Source organism: Corynebacterium nasorum, from assembly GCF_030229765.1.
GTDB lineage: Bacteria > Actinomycetota > Actinomycetes > Mycobacteriales > Mycobacteriaceae > Corynebacterium > Corynebacterium kefirresidentii.
The window spans coordinates 148,473-161,401 of sequence record NZ_JASPGY010000003.1; the positions used below are offsets into that span (position 1 = coordinate 148,473).

General features: G+C 59.8%; 12 protein-coding genes. 5 read left to right on the forward strand and 7 right to left on the reverse strand.

What is annotated here, in order from left to right:
- Window positions 1–44: 44 nt before the first annotated feature.
- From rpoB to rplJ, 6 genes are all read right to left on the reverse strand, one after another.
- A complete protein-coding gene (gene rpoB / locus QP904_RS04105) occupies window positions 45–3,539 on the reverse strand; it encodes a DNA-directed RNA polymerase subunit beta (RefSeq protein WP_086589060.1) in 3,495 nt (1,164 codons plus the stop codon).
- Between the two features lie 383 nt (window positions 3,540–3,922).
- On the reverse strand, window positions 3,923–4,939 hold the full coding sequence (pgfA, locus tag QP904_RS04110; RefSeq protein WP_239204677.1) for a cell envelope lipid trafficking protein PgfA: 1,017 nt from the start codon (window positions 4,937–4,939) through the stop codon (window positions 3,923–3,925).
- 72 nt (window positions 4,940–5,011) lie between these two features.
- Window positions 5,012–5,344, reverse strand: a complete 333-nt coding sequence (locus QP904_RS04115) for a HigA family addiction module antitoxin (protein ID WP_023020529.1) — start codon at window positions 5,342–5,344, stop codon at window positions 5,012–5,014.
- Entirely contained in the window at window positions 5,319–5,600 is a 282-nt protein-coding gene (locus QP904_RS04120; protein WP_200288284.1) for a type II toxin-antitoxin system RelE/ParE family toxin, read from the reverse strand. Before QP904_RS04120 ends, QP904_RS04115 begins: the two co-directional genes overlap by 26 nt.
- A 143-nt stretch (window positions 5,601–5,743) precedes the next feature.
- Window positions 5,744–6,133, reverse strand: a complete 390-nt coding sequence (rplL, locus tag QP904_RS04125) for a 50S ribosomal protein L7/L12 (RefSeq protein ID WP_150851002.1) — start codon at window positions 6,131–6,133, stop codon at window positions 5,744–5,746.
- Window positions 6,134–6,221: 88 nt separating this feature from the next.
- Window positions 6,222–6,743, reverse strand: a complete 522-nt coding sequence (gene rplJ, locus QP904_RS04130) for a 50S ribosomal protein L10 (RefSeq protein ID WP_005322886.1) — start codon at window positions 6,741–6,743, stop codon at window positions 6,222–6,224.
- Between the two features lie 313 nt (window positions 6,744–7,056).
- On the opposite strand from rplJ, the gene QP904_RS11755 reads away from it, so the two are divergent.
- The 5 genes from QP904_RS11755 to QP904_RS04150 are packed head-to-tail and all read left to right on the forward strand — an operon-like array spanning window position 7,057 to window position 12,093.
- Window positions 7,057–7,869, forward strand: coding sequence for a deoxyribodipyrimidine photo-lyase (locus QP904_RS11755; RefSeq protein ID WP_311201237.1), 813 nt, complete (start codon window positions 7,057–7,059; stop codon window positions 7,867–7,869).
- 15 nt (window positions 7,870–7,884) lie between these two features.
- Window positions 7,885–8,361, forward strand: coding sequence for an FAD-binding domain-containing protein (locus tag QP904_RS11760; protein WP_349018596.1), 477 nt, complete (start codon window positions 7,885–7,887; stop codon window positions 8,359–8,361).
- A 32-nt stretch (window positions 8,362–8,393) separates the two neighbouring features.
- Complete coding sequence (locus QP904_RS04140; RefSeq protein ID WP_259824697.1) at window positions 8,394–9,410, forward strand: pyridoxal-phosphate dependent enzyme; 1,017 nt, start codon at window positions 8,394–8,396, stop codon at window positions 9,408–9,410.
- Complete coding sequence (locus QP904_RS04145) at window positions 9,407–10,708, forward strand: FAD/NAD(P)-binding protein (RefSeq protein WP_284835575.1); 1,302 nt, start codon at window positions 9,407–9,409, stop codon at window positions 10,706–10,708. The genes QP904_RS04140 and QP904_RS04145 overlap by 4 nt, the downstream gene beginning before the upstream one ends.
- Window positions 10,705–12,093 (forward strand): type III PLP-dependent enzyme domain-containing protein, encoded by a 1,389-nt coding sequence (locus tag QP904_RS04150; RefSeq protein WP_284835576.1) that lies wholly within the window; start codon window positions 10,705–10,707, stop codon window positions 12,091–12,093. The genes QP904_RS04145 and QP904_RS04150 overlap by 4 nt, the downstream gene beginning before the upstream one ends.
- Window positions 12,094–12,178: 85 nt before the next feature.
- Here QP904_RS04150 and rplA read toward each other — a convergent pair whose 3' ends face one another.
- A complete protein-coding gene (rplA, locus tag QP904_RS04155) occupies window positions 12,179–12,883 on the reverse strand; it encodes a 50S ribosomal protein L1 (protein WP_005322897.1) in 705 nt (234 codons plus the stop codon).
- Between the last annotated feature and the right edge of the window lie 46 nt (window positions 12,884–12,929).

The following is a 12,929-nucleotide window of genomic DNA, read 5'->3' on the forward strand; positions in this document are numbered from 1 at the left end:
CGCCCTACCACGGGGACTTACCCCGCGGTGGACCAAGAAACTAATTAGGCGATGTCAGCGGAAGAGCCCTCATCGCGGGACAGGTTAATGCCAAGCGATGGGCTATCCATGTCATCGTCATCAGAGCCAGACAGCTCCATCGGCGTGCCGTCGGTGGAAAGAACTTCCACGTTCAAGCACAGGGACTGCAGCTCCTTGAGCAACACCTTGAAGGACTCAGGGATGCCCGGATCTGGAATATTGTCGCCCTTAACAATGGCTTCGTAGACCTTCACGCGGCCGACGACGTCATCGGACTTGATGGTCAGCAGCTCCTGCAGGGTGTAGGCAGCGCCGTATGCCTGCATTGCCCACACCTCCATCTCGCCGAAGCGCTGGCCACCGAACTGGGCCTTACCACCCAGCGGCTGCTGGGTAATCATGGAGTAAGGACCGGTGGAACGGGCGTGAATCTTCTCATCGACCAAGTGGTGCAGCTTGAGCATGTACATGTAGCCAACCGAAATTGGGTACTTGTACGGTTCGCCCGAGCGGCCGTCGAAAAGCGTGGCCTTGCCGTGCTCATCCACCAGCACATCGCCGTCGCGGTTAGGACGGGAGGAAGCCAGCAGGCGCTCGATCTCGTGATTGGTAGCACCGTCGAAGACCGGGGTCGCGGTCAAGGAATCCGCAGGAACGTCATAGAGCTCCTCCGGCAGGGTCTTGAGCAGCTCGGCGTTCTTCGGATCCTCGGTGTCAACCTTCCAGCCGGCGTGTGCCAACCAGCCCAGGTGAACCTCGAGGACCTGGCCGATGTTCATACGACGTGGCACACCGTGGGTGTTCAGCAGGATGTCTACCGGGGTGCCGTCTTCCATGAACGGCATATCCTCTGGCGGCAGAATCTTGCCCACAACACCCTTGTTGCCGTGGCGGCCGGCCATCTTATCGCCGTCCTGGATCTTGCGCTTCTGGGCCACGTAGACGCGAATCATCTCGTTGACGCCAGGGGCCAGATCGTCATCATCATCGCGGGAGAAGCGGGCAACGCCAATGACCTTGCCTACCTCACCGTGCGGCACCTTCATGGAGGTATCGCGAACCTCGCGGGCCTTTTCACCGAAGATGGCGCGCAGCAGGCGCTCCTCCGGGGTCAGCTCGGTCTCGCCCTTCGGGGTGACCTTACCCACCAGGATGTCGCCGGCGCGGACGTCGGCACCGATGCGGATGATGCCGCGCTCGTCCAGATCGCTCAAGACGTCTTCAGAGACGTTCGGAATCTCGCGGGTGATTTCCTCCGCGCCCAGCTTGGTATCGCGAGCATCGATCTCGTGCTCTTCGATGTGGACGGAGGTCAAGATATCCTCTTCCACGATGCGCTGGTTGAGGATGATGGCGTCCTCGTAGTTGTGGCCTTCCCACGGCATGAAGGCAACCAGCAGGTTGCGGCCGAGGGACATCTCACCATTGTGGGTACCAGGACCATCGGCCAGAACCTGGCCGGCCTCTACGCGCTCGCCCATAGAAACCAGCGGGGTCTGGTTGTAGTTGGTGCCCTGGTTGGTGCGCTCGAACTTACGCAGGATGTAGGTGTCGCGCTGGCCCTCATCATCCATGATGGTGATGACATCAGCGGTGACGTTTTCTACCACACCGGCCTTCGGGGTGATAACAACGTCGCCAGCGTCATAAGCAGCGCGCTGCTCCATGCCGGTACCTACCAGCGGAGCCTCGGAGCGAACCAGCGGCACGGCCTGCTTCTGCATGTTCGCACCCATCAGGGCACGGTTAGCATCGTCGTGCTCCAAGAACGGAATCATGGCGGTACCCACGGACACCATCTGGCGCGGGGACACGTCAACGTAGTCCACACCAGAGGCATCAGTAAGTCCGATATCGCCGTCCTTCAGGCGGACCTCAATGCGCTCGCTAGTGAGGTTGCCCTCTGCGTCTTGCTCGACCTCGGCCTGAGCAATAGCGAAGCGATCCTCTTCATCGGCGGTGAGGTACTCCACCTGGTCGGTAATCTTGCCGTCCACAACCTTGCGGTACGGGGTCTCGATGAAGCCAAAGGCATTCACGCGGGCATAGGAAGCCAGCGCGCCAATCAGGCCAATGTTCGGACCCTCAGGAGTCTCAATCGGGCACATGCGGCCGTAGTGAGAAGCGTGAACGTCTCGCACCTCAATGCCGGCGCGCTCACGGGACAGACCGCCCGGGCCCAGCGCGGACAGGCGGCGCTTGTGGGTCAGGCCGGACAGCGAGTTGTTGTGGTCCATGAACTGGGACAGCTGCGAGGTGCCGAAGAACTCGCGGATAGCAGCAGAGACCGGGCGCACGTTAATCAGGGAGGTCGGAGTGATGGACTCCGCATCCTGGGTGGTCATGCGCTCGCGCACAACGCGCTCCATGCGGGACAGACCCACACGGACCTGATTCTGGATGAGCTCGCCTACGGTGCGCAGGCGGCGGTTACCAAAGTGGTCGATGTCATCCGTGTGCAAGGAGATCATCTCGCCGTTTGGCGCCTTCATCTCGCGCTCGCCTACGTGCAGGCGGACCAGGTACTCGAGGGTGACGGCAATGTCTTCCTCGGTCAGGGTCATCAGACCATCGTGGTCGCCGCCCAGACCCAGCTTGCGGTTGACCTTGTAGCGGCCGACCTTTGCCAGGTCGTAACGCTTCGCACGGAAGAAGGAGTTATCCAACAAGGACTGTGCCAATTCACGGGTTGGCTGCTCGCCTGGGCGCTGCTTGCGGTAAATCTCCAGCAATGCCTCGTCGGTATTTGCCACACCATCAGATTCCAGGGTGGACATCATAAGCTCGGAGAAGCCGAAGCGATCCTTGATCTGCTCCTCGCTCCAGCCCAGTGCCTTAAGCAGCACGGTAACCGGCTGGCGGCGCTTGCGGTCAATGCGCACGCCGACGGTATCGCGCTTGTCGACGTCGAACTCCAACCATGCACCGCGGGAAGGAATAACCTTCACGGAGTGCAGCGGACGCTCGGTGGACTTATCGATCGAGCGATCGAAGTACACGCCCGGGGAGCGCACCAGCTGAGAGACGACGACGCGCTCGGTACCGTTCACGATGAACGTGCCCATATCCGTCATCATCGGGAAATCGCCGATGAAAACGGTCTGCGACTTAATCTCTTGGGTGTCGTTATTGATAAACTCTGCGGTCACGTACAGCGGCGCGGAGTAGTTGATGTCCTTTTCCTTGCACTCATCCACAGTGTTTTTCACCGGTTCAAAGCGCGGCTCCGACAAGGACAGGGACATATTGCCCGAGTAGTCCTCAATCGGCGAGAGCTCTTCGAGGATGTCCTCGAGGCCGCTCGTTACGCGGGCATCATCGCCACGCGCAGCCTGCTCGCGCTCGCGCCATTCCGGCGAGCCGACGAGCCAAGCAAAAGAATCAAGTTGTACGTCAAGGAGACCCGGCAGGGCGATGGGCTCGCTAATTTTTGCAAACGAGTATCGCTTCGGGGCTCCGGGGATATTGGCCACTGACTTGGTCTGGCGGGAGACTGCCAAGATGGGTCCTTCCAGCACCTCACGCGGATTGCCTGCTCGCCCTGGCCGACGAGCCGCAAAACCGCTGGTAATTCTAGCATTCGGTCTGCTGTGGAGTGTCTGGGTTCAGAATGCACAAAATCACCTTGTCAAGTCGGTTTTGCCATCACCGGCCTGAAAGGCTAAATGTGCACCGAAGATCCAGATTCCAGCGCAACGAAATAGCTTATAGGAAAAGACCTGTCATGTAAAGACACACCACAATTGGGGCGTGTCGCTACCACGCTAGGGGCAAGCTCGTGCTCGCCGCGGCGCTAACGCGTCCATGCCACGACTATGTGCGCGACAACCAGTGAGCACCCTACCACTAAAATCTCTCTATACCGCAACCCTGCCGGCGATTGAGGCTCCTAGCTGCTCTTTTAGCGGCTCACCGGCACCGCGCTTCCACCGTTGTGCGCGTGGTGGCCACGCCGGCGGGCATGCTTATTCTTTCCGCCAAATAATCCCAGCGCACCGATGATTCCTAGTAATGCAAGCAGCGCGCCTACCCCAATGACTATCCAGCGGACAATCTCCGCCACGCGATCGCGCGGGAATTCTGCGGCTTCCTTCAGCAGCTCTTTTTGGTCCTCTTCGGAGGTAGAACCATCAAAGACGAAGGCACGCACGCGGCCCACACCTTCGCGGTCTGCGTAGTAGTCATCGATGTCTACATCCATACCCACCACGAGTCCGGTTTGTTGGTCTACATAGAAGTCACGGTTCCCGGAGTGGGTCAAATACCCCTGTTCCTCGCCGCCGCCCTCCTTGGGCAGGCTGGTGGTATTCCCATCGGCTGCATAAAGCTGCGCTACGTTCGTCGGCTCAATTTCTTGGTGATAACGGTAGACCGTACGGCCATCCATCGTGGTTTCTTCTTCAAAGACTGCATCGACGGCCTTGCGCAGCGTCGGGTCAAAGACTGGATAATTGGTCTTTTCGGCATCCGCGGGGAACTTGAGCCAGTAGCCGTCTATGGTCACCGTGTCTGATGGAGTCGCGAGCGTATGGCTCAACGAGGCCTCCCCCATAGCTTCACCACTCAGGCGGTCCACCGGGTAGGTCCACACCTGGGCCTGGCTCAAGTCGTTTAAGCCTTCGCCCTCGCCGCGCATACGCGTCTCACCGATGCGCACGGTAGCCTTCTCTTCGTCCGAGGGCTCTTGGATATCCATGTTGATCTGGTAAGTCATGGGGCCTGAATACGGCGTGGAACCATCCTTGGACAATTGCTGGGAATCCGCGGAATCATCGTGCAATGTCCAGGTGCTGTTTTTCAGGTTCAGCGGCAGCCGCGGGGAAAAATCCAAAAATGCCGGCGCCACAACACCAGCGGCGATCAACGCGACACCGAAGCCTAGGAGCAGGACGGAAAAAATGCGGGACTTGGGCAGCATGGGGGCTAATTCTACAGCCCTTGGCGGAAATTCCTGGTTTCTACAGGCCACCCCGCCGTGCCGGATTGATTTCTAAGCAGTGTGCTTATTCCAAGCAACGATACTGCTAGTATCCGTGGTTTGGCGCGCGCACCAAAGATCAAACTCTTCCTGCAGTCCCAGCCAAAACTCCGCCGAATTGCCAAAATAGGCAGAGAGACGAAGCGCCATTTCCGCACTAATCCCAATGCGTCCACGGACCAGCTTTGAAATTTGGGATTTGGAGCTAAAAATATCCCTGGCTAAGCGGTATTGAGTAAGTCCGAGCGGCTCCAGAAACTCCTCGCGCAGAACCTCCCCAGGGTGTGGAACGGATATGATATCCGAAGCTTCCTCTCCCTCATTTGTGATAATCGATGAAGTCAACGTCCACAGCTCCTTTCCCTGTCCATCGAAAAACTACTCTCCACTGCGCGTTAACGCGGATGGAATAAAATCCGTCCCACTGCCCTTTCAGCCTCTCCAAACGATTTGCTGGTGGAATCCTTAAATCAGCTAGGGAAACGGACCGGTCAATCATGATGAGTTTGCGGCGCAGGATCTTCCGCAGTTCAGGAGGTACATACTTTGGCGCCTTACCATCTGTGTGAAAGCGCTCTAAGCTATCCCTCCTAAACTCCACAACGCCATGGTGTCATACTTTGACACTATTGGCCATTGCTGCACTCCACGCACTACGCTCGCAAACACAAAACGAGGAAATCCCCAGCTCCCACCGCGTGCAGCGGTAGAAGTGGGGATTTAAAAGCGGAAAGCTCAGTGAAATTACTTGAGCTCGACGGAAGCGCCAGCCTCTTCCAGCTTAGCCTTAGCAGCCTCAGCGTCGTCCTTGGAAGCGCCCTCGAGGATAGCCTTAGGAGCACCCTCGACCATTTCCTTAGCTTCCTTCAGGCCCAGGCCGGAGACGATCTCGCGGACAGCCTTAATAACGCCAATCTTCTTAGCGCCAGCGTCGGTCAGAACGACGTCGAACTCGGTCTTCTCCTCAGCGGCACCAGCGCCGCCCTCAGCCGGAGCGCCAGCTGCAACAGCAGCAACCGGAGCAGCAGCCTCAACGTCGAATACCTCTTCAAATTCCTTAACGAACTCGGACAGTTCGATGAGGGTCATTTCCTTGAAAGCTTCAATGAGCTCGTCCTTGGTGAGCTTAGCCATGATGGCAAGTCCTTTCTGTGTTGTGTGAGCGCTGCACCTACATTAGGCAACGCGCACGGTGTTGTAATTGTGCGTCTTTTGTGACGACTTAAGCTTCTGCTTCCTTCTTGTCCTGCAGGGCTGCGACGGTACGTACAGCCTTGGTTGCAGGAGCGTTGAAGAGAGCGGCTGCCTTCGCCATAGAACCCTTCATAGCGCCAGCCAGCTTTGCGAGGGTGGTCTCGCGGTTGTCCAGCTTGGCGATGGCCTCGACCTGGTCGGCAGACAGTGCGTTGCCGTCCATGTAGCCACCCTTGATGATGAGTGCCTTGTTGTCATCAGCGAACTTGGTGATGACCTTCGCAGCATCCACTGCCTCACCCTTGATGAACGCAATTGCGGTCGGGCCAGTCAGCAAATCATCAAGACCTTCGATGCCAGCTTCCTTGGCAGCGATCTTGAAAAGGGTGTTCTTGGCGACGGAGTATTCAACGTCAAATCCCAGATCGTTACGCAGCTCCTGCAGCTGGGATACGGTCAGGCCGCGGTACTCGGTCAATACAACAGAGTTAGCGCCAGCCAGCTTCTCCTTCAGCTCTGCCAGGTCTGCAGTGTTCTTTGGGTTTGCCATTGTCTCTCGCCTCCTTCCAAAACATCTCTTTTATTATTCCGCCGGGACCTTCCTTATTTCGGTTACCCGAAATAACAAAAGCCCCGTGCAAGAGCACAGGGCGCGCGACATAAGAGAATGCCGCGAATAATCGCAAAGTGTCTCCTGCGTGGGCCGCCTCCTAGGATGGAGAACCTTCGATCCAAATGGATGACCAACGGTCTTCGGTGAACTTTGACTCGGCCTGAAGCGGCCGTTCAAACTTCGTGGAAAACACTACCTTCCCACCCACGGTTTCTCCAAATCCCCGTTTTCGCCGCGTAGGATAGCCGACATGACCTGCCTGATGTGGTTTCGCGATGACCTGCGCCTACACGATAACCAGGCCCTTCGCCGCGCGGCCGAAGCCGCCTCGCTTGCAGGCGTTCCCTTGGTCACCGTCGTGCTCGACGAGCCGGCATATCCGGGCACCCGCCCACTGGGCGGCGCCACCACGTGGTGGCGCGAGCGTTCCCTTTATGCCCTCGCACACGACCTCGCCGAGCACGGCGTGGAGCTCATTCGCGCCGCCGGCGATGCCCGCGTGGAAATCCCCCGCCTAGCCGCCGAACTCGGCGCCACCACAGTCACGTGGACGCGCCGCTACCACGGCCCGCTGCGCGAGGTTGATGCCGCGGTCAAGGAAAACTTGACTGCTCGTGGCATTACCGCCACTTCTTCACCCGGCTTCACCCTGGTCGAACCCTGGGAGGTTACCAATGGCCAGGGCCAGCCCTATAAGGTCTTTACTCCCTTCTCCAAGACCGCGTCCTCCCAAGTAGCAGGCGATGGGCCGGAGGGGGTGCCGGAGTTGGGGACGTCGGCAAGCATTGCCTGCTCCTGGCCCAAGCCCACCGAGCCAGCGTGGGCCGCATCCCTAGCCGAGCACTGGACGCCCGGAGAGGCCGGAGCGCGGGAGCGCCCAGCCCAGCTGGATCTGGCCAACTACGCCAAGGAACGCGATATTCCCGCGCTCAATGCCACCTCCCTCCTCTCGCCGCACCTGCGCTTTGGCGAGGTCTCCCCGCGCGAGGTGTGGTTCGCCGCAGCCGAAGAGCCGGAGTGCGCCAAATTCCACTCCGAGCTACTGTGGCGTGACTTTGCCTGACATCGCCTCTACCACCTGCCCAACCTTGCTACCGAAAACGTACGGGAAAAATTCGACCGCTTCGATTGGTCCTGGGATGACCCGCGGCTCAAGGATTGGCAGGCCAGCACTACGGGCATTCCGCTTATCGACGCCGGAATGCGCGAGCTATGGGCCACCAGGTATATGCACAACCGCGTACGGATGGTGGTGGGATCCTTCCTCACCAAGAACCTCGGTATCCACTGGCGCCTGGGCGAGGAATGGTTCTGGGACACCTTGGTGGACGCCGATGCCGCCTCCAACCCCTTCAATTGGCAGTGGGTGGCTGGCTGCGGCGATGACGCCGCACCATTTTTCCGCATCTTCAACCCCGAAACCCAGGCCAAGCGCTTCGACCCCGACGGCGAATATGTGCGCCGCTGGGCACCCGCGCTGTCTGGCCCACCCATAGTGGACCTAAAGGAATCGCGCCAAGCCGCCCTCGACGCCTATGCGGAGATCAAAGACTAAGCCGGCGGAAAAGGTAGACGTAAAGGTCTACCATGGGGCCAATGATGAGCCCCAGGATTCATTCTCAAGCGCACCCGCCCATCGGCAACACCCCACTCATGCGAGTGGAGGCGATTAGCCCCCGGCCGGATGCCCACCTCTATCTCAAACTCGAACAATTCAACCTCGGTGGTTCTGCAAAAGACCGGACCGCCCGAGCCCTTATCCAGGCAGCCCTCGAAGCCGGCGATATCCGGCCGGGTTCAACGCTGGTGGAATCTTCCTCCGGCAACCTGGGCATGGCTCTAGCTCGCCAAGCCCCACTGCAAGGAATGAAGTTCCACTGCGTGGTAGATCCGCGCGTCAACGCTTCTACGGTGGCCACCATGCGGGCCTACGGCGCACACGTGGAATTGCTCGATCACCCCGATCCAGAAACCGGCGATTGGCTTACCGCCCGCCGCACCCGCGTGGCCGAGCTTTTGGAAGAGATTCCCGATTCTTTCAACCTCAACCAGTATTCCAATGAAGCCGCCTTCCACGCCCACGCGGAAGGCACCATGACTGAGATTCTGGACCAGCTCGGTCAGGCGCCCAGTCATCTGCTCGTGGCTATGAGCACCACCGGAACCCTTGGCGGCTGCGTACGCAAGCTCTCCGAGCTGGGCGCCGACACCCACACAATCGGCGTTGATGCGGAAGGCTCCGTGCTTTTTGGTGGTGAGCGTGGCACCCGCATGCTGCCTGGCTATGGCGCAGGTATCGTGACCGACCTATCCACCAAGTTTTCGCCTTCTTCCGTCGAGCGGGTCCCCGATCTTGAAGCCATCGTTGCTGCCCGACAGCTCGCTCAAGCAGAGGGCCTACTGCCTGGCGCTTCCGGCGGTGCCGTCATCGCCGCCTTCCAGCGCCTCGCCCCCTCCCTACCGGCGGGGGCGGAGGTGGTTGCCGTGCTGCACGACGCCGGCCAGCCTTACCTCGACACCATTTATAACGACTCCTGGGTATGCGAAAACTTCGACATTTCACCCTCTGAACTCGCGGCGCGCATCGAAGGGTCGGCGCAGTGACCTCTTCTCGTTCCGCTCGCCGCATTGCCATCATTGGAGCTGGCCCGCGTGGCCTATGGGCCGTCGAGGAACTCATCGAGCGCGCCCGCATCCCCATCGATGTCACGGTCTTCGACCCGTATCCGGCCGGTTCAGGCGCTGTCTACCGCCCGCAGCAGCCGCCCCACTGGCGCCTCAACGTCAACTGCGCCATCGTCACCACCGCCCACGATAATTTCAACGCATGGCGGGCCCGCCGCGGTGGGGACACCACCGATGCCTTCCCACCGCGCGCCGAAGTGGGCCAATTCCTCGCCGATACCTGGTCCGCCGCATTGCAGCGCGCGCCGGCGCACGTTGGCATCCGCCACCTGCCGCACCGCGTGAGCGAAGTGAGTAATGACGGAGAAGGCTTCATGGTCGACGGCACCCCCTTCGACGACGTCCTGGTCTGCACCGGACACGACCATCTCCATGCTGGTTCCTTGGTCCACGAAACTTCGCGTGTGCCCGTCACCGGTCTCTATTTCGGCGCCGACCTCCCTAGCGCTCCACGGCGAATCGGCGTGCGCGGTGCCGCCTTAAGCTTTATCGATGTATGCCTGCTTTATGGCGATACCGCCGAGGTCATTTATCCGGTTAGCCGCAGCGGGCGATTTATGGAGGTAAAGCCCTCTCCGGAGGCACCGCTGCCGGAGGTTTCGACGCGGTGGCGGCAGGCCTGTGCGCACATCACTAACGCCGCAGATTTGCGCGAGATCCTCATCGGGGCCGCAGCCGAGTTCGGTGACTTCTCTAGTGCGGAACTAGCAGCCGTTATTGATGGTCAGGATTTCACTGGCGCTGCGCTCGCTGAGCTCGAGGCTTCCCTCCGTGCGGTCGAGGGTACTGGTCCCCTGACTCCGGCCACTGCCGTGGGCGCGGCGTTCCGTGGGGTCTTTCAAGACTGCGTCGATTGGCACCAGGCGCACGGCCCAATGCCCGGGTTCCGCGAGCTCTCACGCACCCTCGAGCGTGTGGCCTTTGGCCCGCCACCGGTCACAGCCCGGCGCCTGCTCGAGCTCATCCACTCCGGGGTGGTGGATACCCAGTATCTAGGCACTCCTGAGCAGATAGATTCCTGGCGGGAGAAGGGCGGCGTGGACCTGCTTATCGACGCCACTGTGGCTCCCCAAGCCACCCCCTCCCCCTTCCATAACGTTCCTGGCGTGGTGGAAATTGGCCGCATGAATGAGCTCTCCCTGCCCGGGCATGACTCTCTTAACCGTTTAGTACACGATGACATCCCCCGCTGGGCGGAGAAAGTAGGAAACCCATGACCACCCCTCCCGTTGCCCCACTGCCGGTCCACGGCACCGTCCCGCTGCGTGCCCGATGGGAGCAGTGGATGCAGGAGCTCGTGGAGAACCCGCAAGAAGTTAGCGCACTAACCTCGCGCTATGGTTCTCCGGTAAACGTGCTTAATCCCGCGCCACTGCGCCACAATGCCCAAGAGCTACTAGACGCCGGTGCTTCGCACGACGTGAAAACTCGGGTATTTTTCGCCCGCAAAGCCAATAAGGCGCTGTGCTTTGTTGATGCCGCTCGCGAGAGCGGACTCGGCGTGGATGTAGCCAGTGAGAACGAGCTACGCCAAGTACTCGAGCGCGATGTAGCCCCAGAGCGCATCATCCTCAGCGCTGCTATCAAAAGCGATGGTTTGCTCCGCCTCGCGATTTCGCGTGGCGTTACTATATCGTGCGATTCTCGCGCAGAATGCGGCCGCATCGCCGCAATCGCGCGAGCTTTAGAAACCACCGCCCGCGTGGCGCCGCGCCTTGCTCCAGATCCAGACGCCTTACCACCGACCCGCTTCGGGGAAAGGCTACCTGCATGGCAGAAAGCGGAGTGGCCCGCGGAGCTTCGTGCCGTGGGCGTCCACGTCCATCTGCATGGCTATAGCGAGGCCGACCGCCGCACCGCCCTTGCAGAGGCCATTGCTCTAGTCGAGCACCTACGCGCAAAGAACCAACCCGCTAATTTCATCGATATCGGCGGCGGCGTGCCCATGAGCTATTTAGAATCCCGCGAGCAGTGGGAAAACTACACAGCGCGTATCTCCACGCAACGCGCTGGTACCGGTGACCCCTTTACCTGGAAATCGGATCCGCTCTCCAATACTTACCCATTCTGGCAGGAACCGACGCGCGGTCAGTGGCTGAACCAACTTCTCTCCGGTGAGGTCCCCGGCTACGGCAACGCCGGTGGTGCCCTGCGAGAGCGGGACATCGCCCTCCATCTAGAACCGGGCCGCAGCCTCCTCGACGGCTGTGGTGTCATCCTCGCCGAGGTGAGCTTTCTCAAAGAACGTTCTGATGGCCTGCCCCTTATCGGTGTGGCGATGAATCGCACGCAGTGCCGGACCGCCGCGGATGACATCCTGCTAGACCCCCTCCTCGTGCCTACAGTCGGTTCAGCAAAGGAGGTCTCCCGCGAGCGACGTACCGGCTTTGTAGTCGGTGCCTACTGCATTGAAGACGAGGTGATTCTGCGCCGCGAACTGGACTTCCCAGCGGGCATTGCCGTAGGAGATACCCTCGCCATTCCCAACACGGCCGGATATTTTATGCACATCCTCGAGTCTGCTTCGCACCAGATTCCCTTGGCTCGAAACGTCTACTACGACGGCGGCGAATGGGTGCCAGACGATATTGACGCCACATAACTACTAGTGGCTCGAGATATAGAAAAAGGGCTTCGAGGAATTGCCTCTAAGCCCTTTAACCTTAAACGCAGTACGTGATAACTGCTTAAGCGGTGTAATCCTTGACCACGGAACCGTCAACCGGGATGCCCGGGCCGGAGGTGGTGGAGATGGTAGCGCGCTTGATGTAGATGCCCTTAGCGGAAGAAGGCTTCAGGCGCTGGATCTCATCCATGAGTGCGCCGTAGTTCTCAGCCAGCTTCTCTGCATCGAAGGAAGCCTTGCCGATGATGGCGTGCAGGTTAGCAGCCTTATCAACGCGGAAGGAGATCTTGCCGCCCTTAACCTCAGAGATTGCCTTAGCAACGTCTGCGGTAACGGTGCCGGTCTTCGGGTTCGGCATCAGACCACGCGGGCCCAAGACGCGGGCAACGCGGCCAACCTTGGCCATCTGATCCGGGGTAGCGATAGCAACGTCGAAGTCGATGTTGCCCTCGTTGATCTGCTCGATCAATTCAGCGGTGCCGACGATGTCAGCGCCAGCTTCCTGAGCGGCGGTAGCCTTCTCGCCCTCAGCGAAGACAGCAACGCGAACGTCCTTACCGGTGCCATTAGGCAGGGAAACGGTGCCGCGAACCAGCTGGTCAGCCTTGCGCGGGTCAACGCCCAAACGGAAGACAACATCAACGGTGGCGTCGAAGTTCTTGGAGGAGGTCTCCTTAGCCAGCTTGGTGGCCTCGATCGGACGGTACAGGCGGGACTTATCTACCAGTTCCGCAGCGGCCTTATAAGCCTTAGACTTGGTGCTCATTTAACAATTCCTTTTCTGGATTGGTGTGGTGTTCGGCGGGCCGTAG